Below are 18,783 nucleotides of genomic sequence, written 5' to 3'. Positions count from 1 at the left end.
CACATAAGGAGGATGATTATGCTCGTTGGGTTAATACGCCACGGACTTACCGACTGGAATGCAGCGGGAAAAATCCAGGGGCAAAGCGATATTCCGCTAAATGAAGAAGGAAGAAGGCAAGCAAAGCGGCTGGCGCACAGACTGCAGGAGGAGAAGGAATACCGCTGGGATTTTGTCATTACGAGCGGGCTGTCGCGGGCGCAGGAGACGGGCTCGATCATTGCCGAGGCGCTGGGCATTCCGCTGTACGATCCCGATTCGCGGCTGATGGAGCGTGCGTTTGGCCAGGCCGAAGGACTGACGTCGGAAGAGCGGGAGACGTTATGGGGCAAAAATTGGGATGAGCTGGAACTGGGACAGGAAAAAGATGCGGATATTCGCAAACGCGCGCTTGCTTTTATGAAGGATTTGGCGGAGCGGTACCCGGACAATAACGTGCTTGTCGTTTCGCACGGCGGATTGCTTGCCCAACTGTATATCGCCTTGTACCAAAATAAATACAGCGAGCGGATCGGCAATTTGTCGTTGACGATTTTGGAGAAGAAGGAAGAGGATTGGCAGATGCAGCTATACAATTGCACCCGCCATTTGGAAGAAGCAATCGAAGAAAAGAAGTAATCCCGGCTGAGGCCGGGTTATTTTTTTTCTGTATAAATTCGCATGCTGCGGAATAAACGCCGGTAAATAATCCCATAATGGAATTAAAACGGCGAGGCGGTAAACTATGAATCTGGCGGATATGCTTTCTTTTGCCGATATCGGACAGCTTAGCAGAATAGCGGATCATTACAGGTGCGAGTGCAGCGGCCATTCCAAGCATGAACTGATCCAGTCCATCCTGCAAACGGTGGGGCGCCGCGATTTTATCGATCGGCACGTCAGCGGAATAAGCATGGAGGATTTGCGATTCTTGAATACGCTGCTATTCGGCGGGCGCCGCCAGTTCAGCCTGGAGGAGCTCATCGCTTGCGCGCAAGCGTCGCGGTTTACGCAGGATGCCAAGGACCGGGAGAGCCCGCGGGAAATGATCGCCAGGTTCCGGCAGCGCGGCTGGCTGTTTAACGGAAGCACCCATCAGACCCGCTATCTGTTTGAAGTGCCCGAAGACTTAAAGCGGCGGTTCAGGGAAGCGCTGGAGATCCAGTTTAGATCCGAAGTGAGATCCGCGCCGGCCGAGCCGCCGGTATACCGTGAAGAGCCGGACATGCTGGCGGCCGATCTGCTGCTGTTTTTGCGGTATGTATGCCATCATGACGTCCCGCTGGGCAATGAAGGCGTTATGTACCGGCGAAACCAGCTGCAAATTATGGAGTCGCTGCATGTGTCCGAGGCGCTGGCCGGCAAGGGCTGGCGGTTCGGGTATGGCCGGCGGTTCAAGGATTATCCCAACCGGTTTGCTTTGCTGTACGATTATGCCTACCATTCCCGTCTCATTCAAGAGAATGGCAGCCAGCTAGAGTTGACGGAGTCCGGAAAAACGTATCTGGAGGAAGGTAAAAAAGAGCCGGCGATCGAGCTCGTCCGTTTTTGGTTAAGGCTGTACAAAGGTCCCATTCCCAATTTGCTGTCGCTTGTCTATTGGATCGAACGTTGTTCGAAACAATGGGTGACGGTGTCCTCGCTGTACGGCAGAATAGAATCGCTGATCAAGCCGTTTTATTATGATACTCCCGCTTCGATATTTGAGGAACGGATCCTGCTCATGATGCTGCATCTCGGCATGGTGCGTATCGGGGAGGACGAGCAGCGCGAACGTTACGTTCAGGCGACGCCCTTCGGTCATGCGGCGGTGGCGAAACTGCAGGAAAAATAAGTTTGACAACGCCTTAGGGTGCTGCTACAATCACTCCCAAATTCCAAGCTAAAGGGGAGCGTGAGCAGCGTGTTGATTCGTTATCAAGGAAAGCTGCCGGTCGTGGATGAAACCGTATTTGTCGCCGATGGCGCTAAACTGATCGGCGATGTCACGGTGGGAATCGGGGCCAGCATTTGGTACAATGCCGTACTGCGCGGAGATTTGGCGGAAATTGTGATCGGAGATCGGACGAACATCCAGGACGGCGCGGTCGGACACGTCAATACTTCCCAGCCGTTGATCGTAGGAAACGACGTATCCGTCGGACATTCCGCGATCATTCACGGATGCCGCATAGGCCATGGCACATTAATCGGGATGGGGGCGATCGTCCTAAACGGCGCCGACATCGGTGAATATGCTTTAATAGGAGCAGGTTCGATAGTTACGGAAAACAAAAAAATTCCACCCTATACTCTTTCTCTGGGCTCGCCGGCCAGAGTCATACGCGAACTGACGGAAGAAGATTTACAGCGCATGAAGCTGACTGCGGAAAGTTACGTGGCGAAAGGAAAAGAATATAGGATCTCTTAAACTTTTTGAACTCGATTTAAAACCATGGTTTGGAGGTGCATCCTATGGATCAGATGAAGGTTACTTATGAAGCAATGCTTAGTTTGGCGGCCGAAATGATATGGGACGAAGCGCTCCGGAAGCATCGCTCGGAACAAATCTACAGTGAAATTGATACCGCCTTGGCGAACGGCGATGAGGTTGCCTTCCGGCTCCTGACGGATGAACTGAAGACATTGGAAGAACGTTAAAGTTGGATCATCCGCAGCAATGTATAATGTAGAAAAAGGTCGAGCAGCGGCGAAAAACGCTGCCCGGCCTTTTTTATCGAAGACGGCTTTAATTGAATTTCCGCACCGCCGGGGTAAACATGCCGGAAGGATGGCATTGTCAAACGTTCGTGTTTATAATTGGGGAGGATATCATCAGGAAAGGGGATAAGGACGTATGAAGTTCAGTGAAGTAGAGGCTTCCGGGTGGGAGGAGCTGCGTCCGTATTTGGACACCTGCCTCATCCCGGTCACGGGATTAACCGGCTTGGAGCAGCCGCATGAAGTGACGGAAAAATTGGAAAGACTTAAGGGTGTCATGGATTGGGTGGAAATCCCTTTTAAAGGCAGAGTCGTGACTTATCCCTCATTTCAGTATGCAGGCGACCGTTTGTCCCAAACGATCAACGAGGTTTGCGAAAATGTCAAGCGGAGCGGATTCGTCTATGCGATCGTTATATCCGCCGACCTCGATTGGGCCGACGAGGAGCTGCCGAACGCCGATCTCATCGTAACACCGGGGCGATTTTCCGATTCCGAAGGCGGAACCACGGCTGGAAGGGTTAAGGAAAAAGTCCAGCATTTATGGACAACCGGGTCAAGGGTTTGAATGTGACAAATTATCGACATTTTAAAGGATGACAAGGTTTTGCCGCCGGAAAAAGATGTGACAAATTCTTGACGCTCTTAAAACGCTAATATATTATTAATATGTCTTAGATGATGTTGTGATTAATGTCATTGAAAATCAGGAAGAATTGGTTGCAAAGGGGGTTGAAGACATATGAGCAATCAGCATGACCAGCATGAATCATCGCACAAACCGCCCATTCGCAAAGAAATGTCCCGTCGGCAATTTCTTACATACACCCTTGGGGGCGCCACTGCATTTATGGTGGGTGGTGTGACGCTTCCCATGGTTCGGTTTGCCGTAGATCCAATTCTGCACAAAAAAGGCGAAGGCACTTTTGTAAAAGTGGTCGAAGTCAGCAAAATTACAAATGAGCCGCAGGAATTTTCCTTTGAATTGCAGCAGCAGGATGGATGGTATCAAAGTACGGCATCGCTTACAGCGTGGATCCGTAAAGACGAGAGTGGAAAAATTTATGCGCTTTCACCGATCTGTAAACATTTGGGCTGTACGGTTGGCTGGAACAATGACAAAAATTTTCCGAACGAATATCATTGCCCATGCCATGGAGCTCATTACACGATCGAAGGCAAGCAGCTGGCGGTTGCGCCGAAGCCGCTTGACGAGTACAAGGTCATGGTGAAAGACAATTGGGTGTATTTGGGTCAGACGACCCCGAATACGATCGTGAAATAAGGAGGCGTAGATACCGATGTTTAAAAACGTATACAACTGGATTGACGAACGTCTGGATATCACGCCGATATGGCGGGATGTCGCCGATCACGAGGTTCCGGAGCACGTCAACCCGGCGCATCATTTTTCCGCTTTTGTTTATTGCTTCGGCGGTTTGACGTTTTTTATCACGGTCATCCAGATTCTGTCGGGGATGTTTCTCACGATGTATTACGTTCCCGATATCATCAACGCTTACGCCAGTGTTGAATATTTGCAGACGCAGGTCGCCTTTGGCCAGATCGTCCGCGGGATGCACCACTGGGGAGCGAGCTTGGTTATCGTTATGATGTTCTTACATACCCTTCGCGTGTTCTTTACCGGCTCCTACAAAGCGCCGCGCGAAATGAACTGGGTTGTGGGCATGCTGATTTTCTTCGTCATGATCGGACTCGGCTTGACGGGCTATTTGCTGCCATGGGATAACAAAGCATACTTTGCGACAAAAGTTACTTTGGAAATCGCCAACTCCGTTCCGGTACTCGGTCCGGTCATCAAAGAACTGCTGCAGGGCGGTACGATTGTCGGCGCGGAAACGCTGACCCGTTTCTTCGCGATTCACGTGTTCTTCCTTCCGGCCGTGCTGTTGATCCTTCTGGTAGGACATTTCATCATGATCCGCCGTCAAGGGATTTCCGGCCCGCTTTAAGCTACCTCTAATAAATATGGAGAAGGGAGGGCATAGAGGTTATGGCCCACAAGGATAATTCGAAGGAAAAGATCGTATACGTCGGGGATTCGCGTGTACGTAAAGGCAGCGGATTTATCACGCCTCCGGATTACACGGCATACCCGGGTAAATCCGAAGCGTTTATCCCTAACTTCTTGCTGAAGGAATGGATGGTAGGCGTCGTGGTGCTGGTCGGCTTTTTGGTGCTGACGATTGCCGAACCGGCTCCGCTGGGTTATCCGGCCAATCCGACCGCATCGGTCATTCCGATGCCGGACTGGTATTTCTTGTTCCTGTATCAATTTCTAAAATATCCGTACGCATCGGGCGATTATGTCGTGCTCGGTACGCTCGGGATTCCGGGGGTTGCTTTCGGCAGTCTGCTGCTGGCGCCGTTTTTGGACCGCGGCAAGGAGCGCCGCTTCTACAAGCGTCCGATCGCTTCCTCGCTGATGTTCCTTTCGCTGGCGTCGATCGTCTATTTGACGAACTTTGCCTGGACGCATTACCAGGAGGAACTGAAAGCTACGGGGCAAGTTCCGGAGCATATTCAGCGGGAAGAAGAGGCGCGGGAGAAGCGGGAACAAGGCTTGCCGACTTCCAATGCGCCCAAACAGCAGGAAGTTGCGATCGTGGACAAGGATGATCCGGCGATGGAAACCTACAAGAAAGCGACTTGCGTTTCCTGCCACGCGGCTGACCTGAAAGGGGCTGCCGGTCCTTCCTTGCGCGGTGTAGGCGACAAACACGGCAAGGAAGAAATCATGTCGATCATCAAAGAAGGCTACAACGGCAAAATGCCGGCTGTGTACGATACGGCGATCAGCGCCGGCGTAACGGACGAGGAACTCGACCATCTGGCCGAATGGCTTGCGAAACAAAAAACGGAACAGTAAAATAGAAAGTATACGAAAACCTGATCGTTGATTCGATCAGGTTTTTTTGAAGATTATAGAATTTACAACTCAACTTTCGGTGCGGCCTAAACGAAAACCAGCTAAAAAGCGGATCGAGTATGGGTTTGACAGCGATGGAATACGGGGTTTGAAGCCGCTATTCGGGAACTTGAACGTGCTGAAACCTTTGCGTGGAAAGAACGATAGGCCACACCAGTCACATTGCATTATAAGGTAGAGTGGAGAAAATACCACGAAATGCAAAAGTGCAGGCGGTTTTCGTCGAAATTCCCCGAAAAAGGTGGTTCAGATGTAAAAGTGCAGTTCATTTCTGGTCAAAAGTTACGTTTTTATCGGATAGCCCTAAATGAGATGTACTTTTGCAGTTGATCCCATTTTTGCACTGAGTGTATTGGTTTACATGACAAAGGACCTCGACATCGGCGAGGTTTTTCTTGGGAAGGAGCAGTCCGTTGAAATTATCGTATTTCTGGAGCCGGGCCTTTTTATCGTCCCGTCCGATTTTGTGGGCCTTATTCGTATGCAACTTGCTGGGGACGATTTACGGGTATATTTGGTATGATTCGCAGCTGCGGTTTACGTGGGAGAACCATCCGCACTGGCAGATTATATTTGTGCCCGACAGCCCTATGGCAAGCCTCTTTTTCACGTTAACACTGCTGTTTCTTCTGTTCCCGCAGGCGCTGGGAAGGTTCACGGCGATCCGTTCGCTGCTTGAAGGACTAGCTGTCGTGACGAGCGTGAAATATGGTGTATGGGCGGTGTCGATGATCTTTGCCGGCGCTTATCAGGGCGGACCGTTGGCCTGGCAGGACTGGATGCTGGTCGCATCGCATTTGGCGATGGCCGTGGAAGCGCTGCTGTACGTGCGCCTATACCGGTTTGGGCCGATCATGCTGCTTGGCGCCGGGGCCTGGACGCTGCTGAACGATACAGTCGATTATACATATGAAGTATATCCGTGGCTGCCGGAAACGTTATGGGACGATGTTCCCGCGGTTACGGTGTTTACCGTTGCTCTGACCGCCGCGAGCGTCGTTGCAGGGTGGCTGGCGCTGAAAGGCGCAAAAAGAGCTTAGTCAACTTTTAATCACGAGGCATATCACGAAGCGAACTCGACATCGAATCTTGAATTCAGCCGGGTGGGGCGGATGCTTCCGAAGCATGTTTCCTGCGGAAACATTTCAGTTGCTCACGTACTCTCACAAGAGCATATGCTTAGCGTTTTGAAAAAACGCACTTCGGAAGCATACGCTTCGGTGCTGAAAACTTGACTTTTTGAACATGTACTTAAACGTTCAAAGTTCTACCCATGGACAGCCTGCCATACGATGATGGTAGGGAGGGATGTCCGTGAAAACGAAAGGAAAGCTCGGGTGGCTGCTTGTGCTGTTGCCGCTGTTGCCGCTGCTGCTGCTGGCGGATGGCGCGATGGCTGCGGCCTCGCCGGGAGAGAAGGGGGCAAGCGGCCCGGCTCCGGTTTCACAAGTGTCCGACGAGGAACGCGGTGATAAACTGAAGCAGCTGGAAGCGGCGGCGGAAGCGCTGTACGGCCATATGCAGCAAGGACACGCCCAGGAAGCCCATGCCGAGATGGAAAGGTTGATCGCCGCCCTTGAAGGCGTTTCCTTCAAAGGCTTGACGTCGGTGGAAGGCATTCATGCGCTTGCGGAAAGCATTATGAACGTAAGGGAGACGCTGGCAAGGGCCGAGATCGTCCCCGAAGAATGGACGCGTTCTTCCGCCGTACTGCGGCTGGCCGTAAACAGCCTGCTTCATAAGGACAAAGGGCTGTGGCTGCAATATTATAAAGTGATGGCCGATGACATGCAGCAGATGAGCAATGCTCGCGTGGGGGGACAATCGGAGAAACTGCGCGCGGCTTTTCAAAATTTACAGCAGCATTACGAAACCATCCGTCCGGCCGCTGCCATTCGCCGCGATCCATCCGCAGTCAACCGGTTTGATTCGTGGATGTCTTACGCCGAAAGGTTAAGCAGTGACAAGCCGGTGGACGAAGCGGCTCTTAAACAGGCGATTCGCCAGGGGGAAAGCGCGCTGAAGGCTCTGTTCGGACGCAAAGGCGAGGAACCCGTCTTCCTGCCGATCGCCGGCTATGAAAACCCGTGGTATTGGAGCGGCCTGATCGGATTATGGATCGTGCTCGCTTTAGGATACACGGGCTTGCGTAAATACCGGGCCGCCCAGGCGATTACGGGGGTGGGCGGAACGGATGAGGATTCGTACCGGTACCGCTTATAACAGCAGCGAAATAGCCAGTGGTTAGGGATCATTTCCAATCCTTTACCACTGGCTATTTTTGGCTCATTGGCGGCGCGGTAGCCGCGATTTTTTCTCGCCTCAGTCTTCCTTAAACCCTTCACCGTGCACATCATGCACATCGCTGATAATGATGAACGCCCGCGGATCGACCGATTTGGCAATGCGCTGAAGCCGCCGGATTTCCTGCCGCGAGACGACGCAGTAGGCCATATGCTTGGCCTGCTTGGAATAGGCGCCGATTGCCGGAATCAACGTGACGCCGCGTTCCATTTCCTTCGTGATGATGTCGGCGATTTCCGGCGCGTGATCACTGATGATCGTAAACGCCTTGGCGGAATATGCGCCTTCCTGAATGAAATCGATCACTTTGGAGGCGATAAACACGGCGACCAGTGTATACAAAATGTTTTCCTTCCTAATATAAAACAACGACATCCCGATGATGACGACGTCCAGCGTCAGGATGACCTGGCCCATACTGAAGCCGTATTTGCGTCCCAGAATCCGGGCGACGATGTCCGATCCCCCGGTCGTTCCGCCGAAACGAAAGACGATCCCGAGGCCGGCCCCCAGCGTCACCCCCGCATACAAGGAAACGAGAATATAGTCGGTCTGCGTTTCAAACGGCAGGATCCAGCCGTAATCGATCAGCCGTTCGAACAGCCACAAGAAAAAAGAAAGCGAACCGATCCCGATTCCCGTCCAGACGATCGAGCGCCCCCCTAAAACCTTCCAACCAAGGAGAAAAAGCGGAATGTTAAGCAGCAGGTTGGAAAGCGACGGAGAAATGCCAAACGCATAATTGAGCAGCAGCGTAACCCCTGTGACGCCGCCTTCCATCAATTGATTCGGCAGTATAAAATAAAGAAGTCCAAACGCGTATACCGCGGTTCCGAGCAAAATCGGCAAAAGCGTTTTGAAAACACCGGCCAGCTTGTTAGAAGACATCCAATCCCTCACCTGTTCCAAAGTAGAACTCTTTGCATTTTTTAACCTATATTAGTATACCTTTTTCCGCCCCGATTAAAAAAGGATTTGTTTTCGCCCCGCCTTTACGATAACATAGGGAAAAACGGGAATATTGTCGGAGGGATAGGCGCTTGAAGACGTTGAAAGAAAAAACTCTGGCGGAGATGCAGCGCGAAGTGGACCGTTACATATCGCAGTTTAAGGAAGGCTATTTCAGCCCGTTGTCCATGCTGGCCCGCATGAGCGAAGAGGTCGGCGAACTGGCCCGTGAGGTAAACCATACGTATGGCGAGAAGCCGAAAAAGCCGGAAGAAGCCGAAAATTCCATCGAGCTGGAGCTCGGCGATATTTTATTTATTACGATCTGTTTCGCCAATTCCCTGGGTATCGACCTTACGGAGGCGCATGACAGGGTGATGCATAAATTCGCAACCCGCGATGCCGACAGGTGGACGAAAAAGAACACCGAATAGCCATATCCTTCATATGCTGTTAATGATCATCCCTATAAATAAGGGGGGCGGCAGATGAAGGCGGAGGAATTTTTGTATAAAGCTTACCGGAGCATCTATGAAAACGACTTTGAGCAGGCGCAGCATTGGTTTGAGCAGGCGCTGGCCGCCGAGCCGGATCATGCGGATATCCATTACCGATACTCGATTACGTGCGCCCGAAGCAACCGTTTAGACAAAGCGTTGATCCATGCCAGGTTAGCCGCGGCGCTTGCTCCGGACCAGGAAGAATACAGGCTGCATTATGACCGGCTGCAGTCGATGGAATTAACGTATATGGCCAAGAAACAGCTGGAAGGTCATAAAGAGGGCGGCAAGAACGCGGCCGAACCGGCTTCGCGGATGCTCAAGCGAGCGGTCGAGCTCGATCCGCTGTCCGTGGATGCCGGCGATCGCATACGGGGAACTGGGACGGTATGAGCAAGCTCTCCACGCCGTGAGGGAAGCGTCCGCGCTGCCCGTGAACGCCAGTATAGCCGAAGAGCTGCAAGAGTTGGAGCAGCGTTTCAAGTCCAAAATCAAACAATCATCATAGTTAAGAATGCGAGGAGATGTACATGTCGGATCCGATTAAAGTAGCCGTGGCCGGCGCTGCTGGCAGAATGGGGAAGGAAGTCGTCAAAATGGTGCTCCAGGACCCCGATCTCCAGCTGGTGGCGGCCGTTAGTGTATCAAATGCAGGGCTGGACGCCGGGGTTATGGTTGGCCTGCCGGAATGCGGAGTGACGCTTTCAGACAACCTGGAACAGGCTTTGTCGGAGCATCGCCCGCGGGTGCTGGTCGATTTTACGACGCCGGCGTCCGCTTACGCCAACACCGAACTGGCAATCCGGCTCGGCGTTTCTCCGGTTGTCGGCACGACCGGATTCACCCCGGAGCAAATCGAAGAGTTGGACAAGCTTTGCCAAGCCCAAGGGATCGGCGGGCTGATCGCTCCGAATTTTTCGATCGGGGCGATCTTGATGATGAAATTCGCGGCGCAGGCGGCGAAGTATTTCCCGCATTTGGAGATTATCGAATACCATGGGGATCAGAAGCTGGACGCCCCTTCGGGGACCGCGGTGAAAACGGCCGAACTGATCGCGAAAAACCGGCAGGAGCTGCGGCAGGGTAATCCGCAGGAGGAAGAAACAATCGAGGGCGCGCGCGGCGGCTATTACAACGGCTTCCGGATTCACAGCGTCCGGCTGCCGGGCGTGTTCGCCCAGCAGGAGGTCGTGTTCGGCGGTTTTGGCCAAACGCTGAAAATCCGCCACGACTCCTATGAACGGGCAGGATATATGCCGGGAGTTAACCTGGCGATCAAAAAAGTGCTGGAGTATGAAGGCATGGTTTACGGCTTCGACCATTTTGTTGAATAATAAGGGGAGATTATGACCGCATGATAAACATTGCATTTATTGCTCATGATCGTAAAAAAGAAGATATCGTCAATTTCGCCATCGCTTATGAACATGTGTTTAAGGATAAAAAGCTGTATTCCACCGGAACGACAGGCAAACAAATTATGGAGAATACGAGCTTGAAAATCCATCGTTTTCTGTCCGGTCCGCTGGGCGGCGACCAGCAAATCGGTTCGCTGATCGCCCAGAATGATATGGATCTTGTCATCTTCCTGCGCGATCCGCTGATGGCTCAGCCGCACGAGCCGGACATCACGGCGCTGCTGCGTCTGTGCGATGTGCACGGCATTCCGGTCGCCACGAACATGGCGACCGCGGAAATTTTGGTGCGGGCGCTGGACCGCGGCGATTTCGCTTGGCGCGAGCTGGTGGAGCAGTATAAACCGGGACTAGGCCAATGAGCGCGCCGCTGGATATTTTGATTTTCGGCGCTCATGCGGACGATGCCGAGATCGGAATGGCCGGCACGATCGCCAAACACGCCGCCGCCGGATACCGGGTCGGCATTTGCGATTTGACGGAAGCCGAGCTGTCCTCCAACGGCAATCCCGAGCTGCGCAAGCGGGAAGCGGATGCAGCGGCGAAGGAGCTCGGTCTGGCCGCGCGCCTGAATTTGGGATTGCCGGACCGCGGGCTGTTCGGTACGCCGGAACAGATCGCCGCCATAGCCGAGACGATTCGCGAGCATGCGCCGCGCATCGTGTTCGCCCCTTATTGGGAAGACCGGCACCCGGATCATATCGCCTGCAGCAAGCTGGTGGAAGAAGCGGTTTTTAACGCCAAGCTGCGCCGTTATATGCCGGACAAGCCGTCGGTCCCGGAGCCGGAGCTGTACTATTATTTCATCAATGATTGGAAGACGCCCGACCTGGTGGTGGACGTCACCGGTTTTTATGAGGCGAAAGAGCGGGCGCTCGGCTGCTATCGTTCCCAATTCGGGCAAGGCGCCCCCGGCGAGGATGTCGCCGGGACGCCATTGAACCAGGGGTATGTCGAACGCGTAAAGGCCCGTGACGCACTGCTTGGGCAGCGGAAGCTCATTCCGTACGCCGAAGGTTTTGCGGTAAAATCGGCTTATCAAGTTAATCTATTCGGGTCCCGACGCACATAATCATAATCAGGGAACTTGAACATGAAGGAGGCCCCCGCCATATGGATCCATTTTTGAAAATAGGCATCACCTGTTACCCTTCCTTGGGCGGTTCGGGGGTTGTAGCCACCGAGCTGGGGAAGCTGCTGGCGGAAAAAGGGCATGAGGTGCATTTTATTTCGCATAGCGTTCCTTTCCGTCTGGGAGGTTACCATAAAAACATTTTTTATCATGAGGTGGAAGTTAGCGATTATTATGTGTTCCGCTATCCTCCTTACGATTTGTCGCTCGCGACGAAAATGGCGCAAGTCGCCAAAACACAGAAGCTGGATGTTCTGCATGTCCATTACGCGGTTCCCCATGCCGTTTGCGCTTTTTTGGCCAAACAGATGGTCGGCGACTCGCTGAAGGTCGTCACCACGCTGCACGGGACGGACATCACCGTGCTGGCCCAGGACGAATCGCTGAAGGACTTGATCCGGCTGGCGATTAACGAAAGCGACGCGGTAACATCGGTTTCGCTCGATTTGACGCGGGAGACGCGGGAGGTGCTGGACATCACCCGGGATATTGATTTGACTTACAACTTCGTCGACGAACGGGTGTATTATCCCCGGGACGCGGCCGGCTGCCGCGCGGATTTCGCCGAGCCCGGCGAAAAAGTGCTGATGCATATTTCCAATTTCCGCCCGGTCAAACGGGTCGGGGACGTCGTGGACATTTTCCATCGCGTCAATGAAGAAGTGCCGTCAAAGCTGCTGTTCGTCGGCGAAGGACCGGATCTCCCGAAAATCCAGTTGAAAATCAATGAGATGGGACTGAGCGACCGGGTGCATTTTCTCGGCAAACAGGACGATATCGCGCACGTCATTTCGATGGCCGATATTTTGCTGCTGCCTTCGGAGAAGGAAAGCTTCGGGCTGGTCGCTTTGGAAGCGATGGCCTGCGGCGTGCCGACGGTCGGAACGATCGCCGGGGGCATCCCTGAACTCGTAAAGCACGGGGAAACCGGTTTTCTCGCCCCGATCGGCGATACGAAACGGATGGCCGAATACTGCCTGACATTGCTGAAAAGTCCGGAGCTTGGCGCAAAGATGCGGGAAGCCTGCCTGAACCGGGCGAGAAACGACTTCAGCAGCCAGCAAACCATGGCCAATTACGAAGAGATTTATTACCGCGTGTTGAACCTTGAGGCTCCGCAGTTGAAGCCGGCTTGCAGCTAAACTTGGAACGGGCGCGGTAAACCCGCTTCGGCTTACGGGAGCGGGGAACGTTTGGAGGTAAGCAAATGAATCGCTGGACACAGGTAGACCCCCTGATGGTGAATCAGGGGGAAAAGGTGCTGCATACTTTGCTGGAACGCGGGTTTCAGGCTTTTTTTGTCGGCGGCTGCGTGCGCGACGAGCTGATGGGCCGGCCGGTTCACGACATGGATATCGCCACCTCGGCAAAACCGGAGGACGTAATCGCTATTTTTGAGCGTACGGTTCCGACGGGGATCGAGCACGGCACGGTTACGGTGCTGATGGATGCCTATGCGTTTGAGGTAACGACGTTCCGCAAGGAGTCGCAATACGAGGACCATCGCCGGCCCACCTCGGTGGAGTTCGTGGACGCCGTTGCCGAGGATTTGCTGCGCCGCGATTTTACGATGAACGCCATCGCCCGGGACATCCATGGGGCGCTCATCGATCCGTACGGAGGCCAAGGCGACATCAAACGCGGTCTGATCCGCTGTGTCGGCGCGGCCGAGGAACGGTTCGAGGAGGACGCTCTGCGTATGCTGCGGGCGGTCCGCTTCGCCTCGGTGTTTGGCTTCCGTCCGGCCAAAAGCCTATGGAGAGCGCTGCTGCGGGTCAAGGACAAGCTGACCTACATCGCGATGGAGCGCGTACGGGCCGAGCTGGAGAAAGTCGTGCTCGGTCCGCGTCCGCTCCGTGGCTTGGCCTTGCTTGAGCGCAGCGGGCTGCTGCGGCATGTGAAGGCGGCGCTGCCGGAGGCCGTGGCGGGCGATGCGGAGCCGGCGCGGCTGACGCGGCAGCTGCTTGCGGCCGAGCCGCGGCGGGAGCTGCTGGCGGCGCTGGCGGAGCTGCCGGCAGAGCCGCAGGCGCTGCGCTGGTCGCTGCTGCTGCAGGCGCTCGGCACCGCCGGTGAGGACGTCATTCCGCTGATGAAGGGGTGGACGTTTCCGAACAAGGCCGCCGAGGAGACGGCGGCAATCGTCCGCTTCGACGAAGCCTGGGCGCGGGCCGAGGCCGAGGAGAGCGACGAGGCGCCCCTTCGCCGCCGCTGGGTCGTCCTGCAGGTGACGCTTGGTCAAGCGGCGTCCGCGTTTTGGCTGCGCCGGCAGGCGGCCGTTTTGGCAGCCGCGTCCCTCCCCGAAGCGCAGCGAATAACAGAGCGGGAGCGGCTCGCACTCGCGCGGCGCTGGCATGGGGAAGTGCGGGTGCACGCTTTGTCCGAGCTGGCCATCAGCGGCAAAGACGTGCTGGAGCTGGCCGGCAAAAAAGGCGGCCCATGGCTTGGCGAACTGATGAAGCGGCTGCTTATTTCGGTGGCTGCCGGGGAGATACATAACGATAAGCAAGCATTGCTGAATTACGTGAAAGCGGGGTTAAGCGAAGCATGGAAGCAAACCGATTGATCGACATGCTCCTGGAGCATCCGGGGCAATATATATCCGGAGAGGAGATTAGCCGCCGCCTCTCGATCAGCCGGACGGCGGTCTGGAAGCAGATCGCCAAGCTGCGCGAGGAAGGCTACGAGTTTGAATCCGCCCCGCGCCGGGGTTACCGGCTTGTCCGCAAGCCCGATAAAATCACCCATTCCGCCTTGGTCCGGGCGCTGCAGGACCGCGTTTTATTCGGGCGGCAAATCCGGCTGCTCGAAAAGACAGTCTCAACGCAAGCGGAGGTGCGGGAGCTGGCCGAGGCCGGAGCTCCGTCCGGCACCCTGGTCGTCGCCGAGGAGCAGACGGGCGGCCGCGGCCGTCAGGGCCGGGCCTGGTATTCGCCGCCGGGCAAAGGCGTGTGGATGAGCCTGCTGCTGCGTCCGGACCGGCAGCCGCTGTCCTTTGCGCCGCAACTCACCCTGCTGATCGCGGTAGCCGTGTGCCGCGCCGTGCGCCATACAGCAGGCGTTGACGCAGGCATCAAATGGCCCAACGATTTGCTCGTGGGTGGCCGCAAGATATGCGGCATCCTCGTCGAATCGGTTGGAGAGGACGAACTGATCCGCTACGCCGTCGCCGGCATTGGGATCGATGTCAATCTGGAGGCCAAAGACATCCCGCCCCAGCTTCAGGATGTCGCGACATCGCTGCACATTGAAAGCGGCCGCCGTATCGACCGGGCGGAGCTGATCGGAGCGGTGCTGGCGGAAATAGAACAACTGTACGAGCTTTACCGTCAGGAGGGCTTTGCGCCGATCGGCCATCTTTGGGAAGCTTTGTCGGTTACGCTGGGCCGGCGGGTCACCGTCAAAACGCCCGCCGGAGACGTAACGGGGCTGGCGAAGGCTCTCGATCCTTCCGGGGCGCTGGTGCTGGCGGGGGATAACGGAAACATGCGCATTATATTTTCCGGCGAAGTGCAATTTGGCGGATGAAAAACGTGACGTAATTTGTTATACTGTGCTCAGGAGGCGGTATCGGCACCCGTTCGAACTGCACTCTAAGCGGCTGTAGGTTAATGTGATGAAGCCTGAGTTGGATTCTGCTCTGAGCCGAAGAGGACCGAGACAGAAGGGACGAAGCAAGTGACTCCTTCTATGAATTCGGACCTTTTTAGTGCCAAACTAAAAGGTTTTTTTTGTTGTGCGCGTTTTTTCGGTATACAAAGGTACGCGAATCAACGCGGGCGGCAAGCCAACCGAAGGAGATGGGAAAATTGGCTGGAAAACAAGCATTAAACATCGTGAAATTGAAAAAGATGAAGCAGGATGGTTCGCCGATTGCGATGATTACCGCCTACGATTATCCGTCGGCGCAATTGGCGGAAGAGGCCGGCGCGGATGTGCTGCTCGTCGGCGATTCGCTCGGCAATGTGGTTCTGGGCTACGATACGACGGTCCCGGTGACGCTGGACGATATGGTCTATCATAGCCGCGCCGTGGCCCGGGGGGCGCAGCATACGTTTATCGTCACGGACATGCCGTTTATGACGTATCACGGAAGCCTTGAAGAGACGCTGAAGAACGTCCGCCGCCTGATGCAGGAAGGGCACGCGCATGCCGTGAAAATGGAAGGCGGGGCCGAAATCGCCCTGGCCGTTCAGGCGATCGTGCAGGCCGGAGTGCCGGTGCTGGGCCATATCGGACTAACGCCGCAGTCGGTCAACCAAATCGGCGGCTACCGCATTCAGGGCAAGGATGCGAAGGATGCCCGGCGCCTGCTGGAGGACGCCAAGGCGCTGGAGCGCGCGGGGGCGTTTGGGATCGTGCTGGAGTTGGTCACCGAGGAGGTGGCGGAGGCGATTTCCAAGGAGCTGTCCATTCCGACGATCGGCATCGGCGCGGGCCGCGGCTGCGACGGCCAGGTGCTCGTGTTTCACGATGTTCTTAAATATACCCCGGATTACCGGGAAAAACGTTTCGTCAAAACGTATGCCGACATCGGAGCGCAAATCCGCAGCGGCATTTCGGAATATGTACGCGAGGTCAAAACCCGCGCTTTCCCGGCCCAGGAGCATGTGTTCGCCGCGGAAGACGGCGTGCTTGAGACGTTGTACGGCAAAGGAAAGGTGGAAACAAAAGCATGAAGACCTTTACGGAAATCCGGGCGCTTAGGGAACATTTGCAGGCGGAGCGTTTGGCGGCGGCGGGGAAAGGAAAAAACTTGCGGATTGCCCTTGTCCCAACGATGGGATATTTGCATGAGGGCCATGCCAGCCTGCTGCGTAAAGCGCGCGGCGAAAACGACCTTGTAGTGCTAAGCGTGTTCGTCAATCCGATTCAGTTCGGGCCGAACGAAGACTTCGAACGATATCCGCGCGATGCCGAAAAGGACTTGGCGCTCGCCGAACGAGAAGGCGTGGATGCCGTGTTTATGCCGAGCGTAGAGGAAATGTATCCCCGTCCGACCCGGACCCAGGTCAAAGTCGCGGAATTGACGGAGCGCCTCTGCGGCGCTTCGCGGCCGGGGCATTTCGACGGCGTGACGACCGTCGTGAGCAAGCTGTTCCATATCGTGCAGCCGGACCGCGCTTATTTCGGGCAAAAGGACGCGCAGCAGGTGGCCGTGATCGCCCAGATGACGGAGGATTTGAATTTTGACGTTGAAATCGTCCCATGCCCGATCGTACGGGAGCCGGACGGGCTCGCGCTCAGCTCGCGCAACGTATATTTAAGCCCCGAGGAGCGCAAGGCGGCGCTTGTGTTGTCCGGAAGCCTCCTTCAGGCGCAGGAGAAAGCCCGGGGGGAGGGGCCGGTTACGGCCGGTGAGATTCGCGCGGATCTGATCCAGGCCATTAACGCGGAACCGCTGGCCGATATCGATTACGTGGAAATCACCGATTTTCCCGGTTTGTCTCCGCTCGTTGATACGAAGCGGCTTGACGAAGGAAGCCGCGAAGCCGGCGTGCTCATCGCGGTGGCCGTGAAGTTCGGTACGACGCGATTGATCGATAACGTGATTTTGACCAAAAAGGGGATGGCCTAATTGTTCAGAACGATGATGAAATCGAAAATCCACCGGGCGACCGTGACGGAAGCGAATTTGAACTATGTCGGCAGCATTACGATCGACGAAGATCTGATGGAAGCCGCCGATATCCTGGAGAACGAAAAAGTGCAGATCGTCAACAACAACAATGGCGCGCGACTGGAAACATATGTGATCCCGGGACCGCGCGGCAGCGGCGTCATCTGCCTGAACGGCGCGGCCGCACGGCTCGTGCAGCCCGGCGACAATGTCATTATTATTTCCTATGCGATGATGTCTCCCGAAGAGGTGCGCAGCCATAAGCCGACCGTCGTCTTCGTGGACGAAAACAACCTGCCCGTGGAAAAGGCGGATCAGGAGCTGCATGCGGTTATCCGTTGATTTGCCCGTCCCGCGCGCCTGAATTTCGCCGCCAATCGGAAGCAAATATATGCAATTGAAGCTTGCGGGAATGAAAAACCCGCCCGGAACAAAAAATGATCTTAAGGCTCGGACCGATTTCATTTTCGTTAAGGGTGGGATGCGAATGATGTTTCAGCATGTTTTTGCGGAAATGAATGAGATGTTGGATGATATTTCGCGTAAATATCCGCTGGCCCAGGGCGTCCAAAAGCAGGAACTCGCGCAAAAATGGCACCTGCTTAAGCACATGAGCGACGGGATCATTGAAGAGTGGCTTTGTTTCGAAGAGAAGATGGCCGCGATGCGCCAAAGATGGGGCAACCTTGAAACCGAGGAGGTCCTGTCGCTCCCCGAGATCGAATCGGGCCCGTTTATCAAAGGGCAAGGTTATTACAAATTGATGATGTTTACCCAGGCGTTGGAGCAGTTTGAGCAGGTGCTGAAGCAGTATCCCGGGAGCGTGCTTGGCCGGACCTTCTTGGGCATGTGCCATCTGCATCTGGAGCAAAGCGAGGAAGCCGCGCGGCAGTTTTGGCTCGTTCTGGAGAACGCCGGAAACAAACGGCTTCGCTCGATCATTTATAATGCGCTGGGCTGCATCGAAGCGCAAAAAGGGATTTTGGCCAAAGCCAAGGAATACTTTACTTTGGCTCACCACAGCGATCCGTCCCTCGCCGAGCCTTTGGCGAATCTTGAGGCTTGTCTGAACAGCACGGGCAAATTGTATTATGGCAATGAATTGGCTTCTTTGCTGTAAACCGTTGTTATCGTTGGCATGATCGAACGTTATTTTGCGTAAACCGGTTGAGCGATGCGTAAATCCGCCTATGAGCGCGAGCGCATCGCTCTTTTATTTTGTGATTTTAATTACACAT

Annotated in this window: 23 protein-coding genes; 22 read left to right on the top strand and 1 reads right to left on the bottom strand. The window is 55.0% G+C overall.

Annotated features, from left to right (window positions below):
• Window positions 1–18 precede the first annotated feature (18 nt).
• The 10 genes from EHV15_RS27880 (at window position 19) to EHV15_RS27835 (ending at window position 7,852) form a co-directional block, all read left to right on the top strand.
• Window positions 19–618, top strand: a complete 600-nt coding sequence (locus tag EHV15_RS27880) for a histidine phosphatase family protein (RefSeq protein WP_128634102.1) — start codon at window positions 19–21, stop codon at window positions 616–618.
• A 106-nt stretch (window positions 619–724) separates the two neighbouring features.
• Window positions 725–1,813 (top strand): hypothetical protein, encoded by a 1,089-nt coding sequence (locus tag EHV15_RS27875; RefSeq protein ID WP_128634101.1) that lies wholly within the window; start codon window positions 725–727, stop codon window positions 1,811–1,813.
• 69 nt (window positions 1,814–1,882) lie between these two features.
• A complete protein-coding gene (locus tag EHV15_RS27870; RefSeq protein ID WP_128634100.1) occupies window positions 1,883–2,389 on the top strand; it encodes a gamma carbonic anhydrase family protein in 507 nt (168 codons plus the stop codon).
• 44 nt (window positions 2,390–2,433) lie between these two features.
• Window positions 2,434–2,619, top strand: a complete 186-nt coding sequence (locus EHV15_RS27865) for an IDEAL domain-containing protein (protein ID WP_128634099.1) — start codon at window positions 2,434–2,436, stop codon at window positions 2,617–2,619.
• Window positions 2,620–2,815: 196 nt separating this feature from the next.
• A complete protein-coding gene (locus tag EHV15_RS27860; RefSeq protein WP_128634098.1) occupies window positions 2,816–3,247 on the top strand; it encodes a DUF2487 family protein in 432 nt (143 codons plus the stop codon).
• A 174-nt stretch (window positions 3,248–3,421) separates the two neighbouring features.
• The gene (locus tag EHV15_RS27855) at window positions 3,422–3,964 is read left to right on the top strand and encodes a Rieske (2Fe-2S) protein (RefSeq protein ID WP_128634097.1); all 543 of its coding nucleotides are present in this window, start codon (window positions 3,422–3,424) and stop codon (window positions 3,962–3,964) included.
• Window positions 3,965–3,980: 16 nt separating this feature from the next.
• Window positions 3,981–4,652 (top strand): menaquinol-cytochrome c reductase cytochrome b subunit, encoded by a 672-nt coding sequence (gene qcrB / locus EHV15_RS27850; RefSeq protein WP_016311825.1) that lies wholly within the window; start codon window positions 3,981–3,983, stop codon window positions 4,650–4,652.
• A gap of 41 nt (window positions 4,653–4,693) precedes the next feature.
• On the top strand, window positions 4,694–5,569 hold the full coding sequence (locus tag EHV15_RS27845; RefSeq protein ID WP_128634096.1) for a menaquinol-cytochrome c reductase cytochrome b/c subunit: 876 nt from the start codon (window positions 4,694–4,696) through the stop codon (window positions 5,567–5,569).
• Window positions 5,570–6,042: 473 nt separating this feature from the next.
• Window positions 6,043–6,669, top strand: coding sequence for a DUF1405 domain-containing protein (locus EHV15_RS27840; RefSeq protein ID WP_128634095.1), 627 nt, complete (start codon window positions 6,043–6,045; stop codon window positions 6,667–6,669).
• Window positions 6,670–6,943: 274 nt separating this feature from the next.
• Complete coding sequence (locus EHV15_RS27835; protein WP_246061807.1) at window positions 6,944–7,852, top strand: sporulation protein YpjB; 909 nt, start codon at window positions 6,944–6,946, stop codon at window positions 7,850–7,852.
• A 99-nt stretch (window positions 7,853–7,951) separates the two neighbouring features.
• On the opposite strand, the gene EHV15_RS27830 is transcribed toward EHV15_RS27835, so the two are convergent.
• The gene (locus EHV15_RS27830; RefSeq protein WP_128634093.1) at window positions 7,952–8,821 is read right to left on the bottom strand and encodes a YitT family protein; all 870 of its coding nucleotides are present in this window, start codon (window positions 8,819–8,821) and stop codon (window positions 7,952–7,954) included.
• Between the two features lie 185 nt (window positions 8,822–9,006).
• Here EHV15_RS27830 and EHV15_RS27825 point away from each other — a divergent pair, with 185 nt between their 5' ends.
• The 12 genes from EHV15_RS27825 to EHV15_RS27770 all read left to right on the top strand — a co-directional run bounded on the left by EHV15_RS27825 (window position 9,007) and on the right by EHV15_RS27770 (window position 18,665).
• A complete protein-coding gene (locus tag EHV15_RS27825) occupies window positions 9,007–9,315 on the top strand; it encodes a nucleotide pyrophosphohydrolase (RefSeq protein WP_128635576.1) in 309 nt (102 codons plus the stop codon).
• Window positions 9,316–9,369: 54 nt separating this feature from the next.
• Complete coding sequence (locus tag EHV15_RS27820) at window positions 9,370–9,774, top strand: tetratricopeptide repeat protein (protein ID WP_246061806.1); 405 nt, start codon at window positions 9,370–9,372, stop codon at window positions 9,772–9,774.
• A 137-nt stretch (window positions 9,775–9,911) separates the two neighbouring features.
• Window positions 9,912–10,715, top strand: coding sequence for a 4-hydroxy-tetrahydrodipicolinate reductase (dapB, locus tag EHV15_RS27815; RefSeq protein ID WP_128634092.1), 804 nt, complete (start codon window positions 9,912–9,914; stop codon window positions 10,713–10,715).
• Between the two features lie 20 nt (window positions 10,716–10,735).
• Complete coding sequence (mgsA, locus tag EHV15_RS27810; protein WP_128634091.1) at window positions 10,736–11,158, top strand: methylglyoxal synthase; 423 nt, start codon at window positions 10,736–10,738, stop codon at window positions 11,156–11,158.
• On the top strand, window positions 11,155–11,868 hold the full coding sequence (gene bshB1 / locus EHV15_RS27805) for a bacillithiol biosynthesis deacetylase BshB1 (protein WP_128634090.1): 714 nt from the start codon (window positions 11,155–11,157) through the stop codon (window positions 11,866–11,868). Before mgsA ends, bshB1 begins: the two co-directional genes overlap by 4 nt.
• 41 nt (window positions 11,869–11,909) lie before the next feature.
• Window positions 11,910–13,070: an N-acetyl-alpha-D-glucosaminyl L-malate synthase BshA gene (gene bshA / locus EHV15_RS27800; RefSeq protein WP_128634089.1), complete on the top strand. Its 1,161-nt coding sequence runs from the start codon at window positions 11,910–11,912 to the stop codon at window positions 13,068–13,070.
• A 65-nt stretch (window positions 13,071–13,135) separates the two neighbouring features.
• The gene (locus tag EHV15_RS27795; RefSeq protein WP_128634088.1) at window positions 13,136–14,491 is read left to right on the top strand and encodes a CCA tRNA nucleotidyltransferase; all 1,356 of its coding nucleotides are present in this window, start codon (window positions 13,136–13,138) and stop codon (window positions 14,489–14,491) included.
• Window positions 14,473–15,453 (top strand): biotin--[acetyl-CoA-carboxylase] ligase, encoded by a 981-nt coding sequence (locus EHV15_RS27790; RefSeq protein WP_128634087.1) that lies wholly within the window; start codon window positions 14,473–14,475, stop codon window positions 15,451–15,453. The genes EHV15_RS27795 and EHV15_RS27790 overlap by 19 nt, the downstream gene beginning before the upstream one ends.
• A gap of 281 nt (window positions 15,454–15,734) precedes the next feature.
• Entirely contained in the window at window positions 15,735–16,604 is an 870-nt protein-coding gene (panB, locus tag EHV15_RS27785; protein WP_128634086.1) for a 3-methyl-2-oxobutanoate hydroxymethyltransferase, read from the top strand.
• A complete protein-coding gene (gene panC / locus EHV15_RS27780; protein WP_128634085.1) occupies window positions 16,601–17,503 on the top strand; it encodes a pantoate--beta-alanine ligase in 903 nt (300 codons plus the stop codon). Before panB ends, panC begins: the two co-directional genes overlap by 4 nt.
• Window positions 17,504–17,887: an aspartate 1-decarboxylase gene (gene panD / locus EHV15_RS27775; RefSeq protein WP_128634084.1), complete on the top strand. Its 384-nt coding sequence runs from the start codon at window positions 17,504–17,506 to the stop codon at window positions 17,885–17,887.
• A 145-nt stretch (window positions 17,888–18,032) separates the two neighbouring features.
• Window positions 18,033–18,665, top strand: a complete 633-nt coding sequence (locus EHV15_RS27770; protein WP_411002269.1) for a tetratricopeptide repeat protein — start codon at window positions 18,033–18,035, stop codon at window positions 18,663–18,665.
• Window positions 18,666–18,783 lie beyond the last annotated feature (118 nt).

This window comes from Paenibacillus oralis, from assembly GCF_003863965.1.
Classification (GTDB): domain Bacteria; phylum Bacillota; class Bacilli; order Paenibacillales; family Paenibacillaceae; genus Fontibacillus; species Fontibacillus oralis.
The sequence above is the reverse complement of the archived record's forward strand: the minus strand, read 5'-3'. Positions and strand labels throughout refer to the sequence as shown.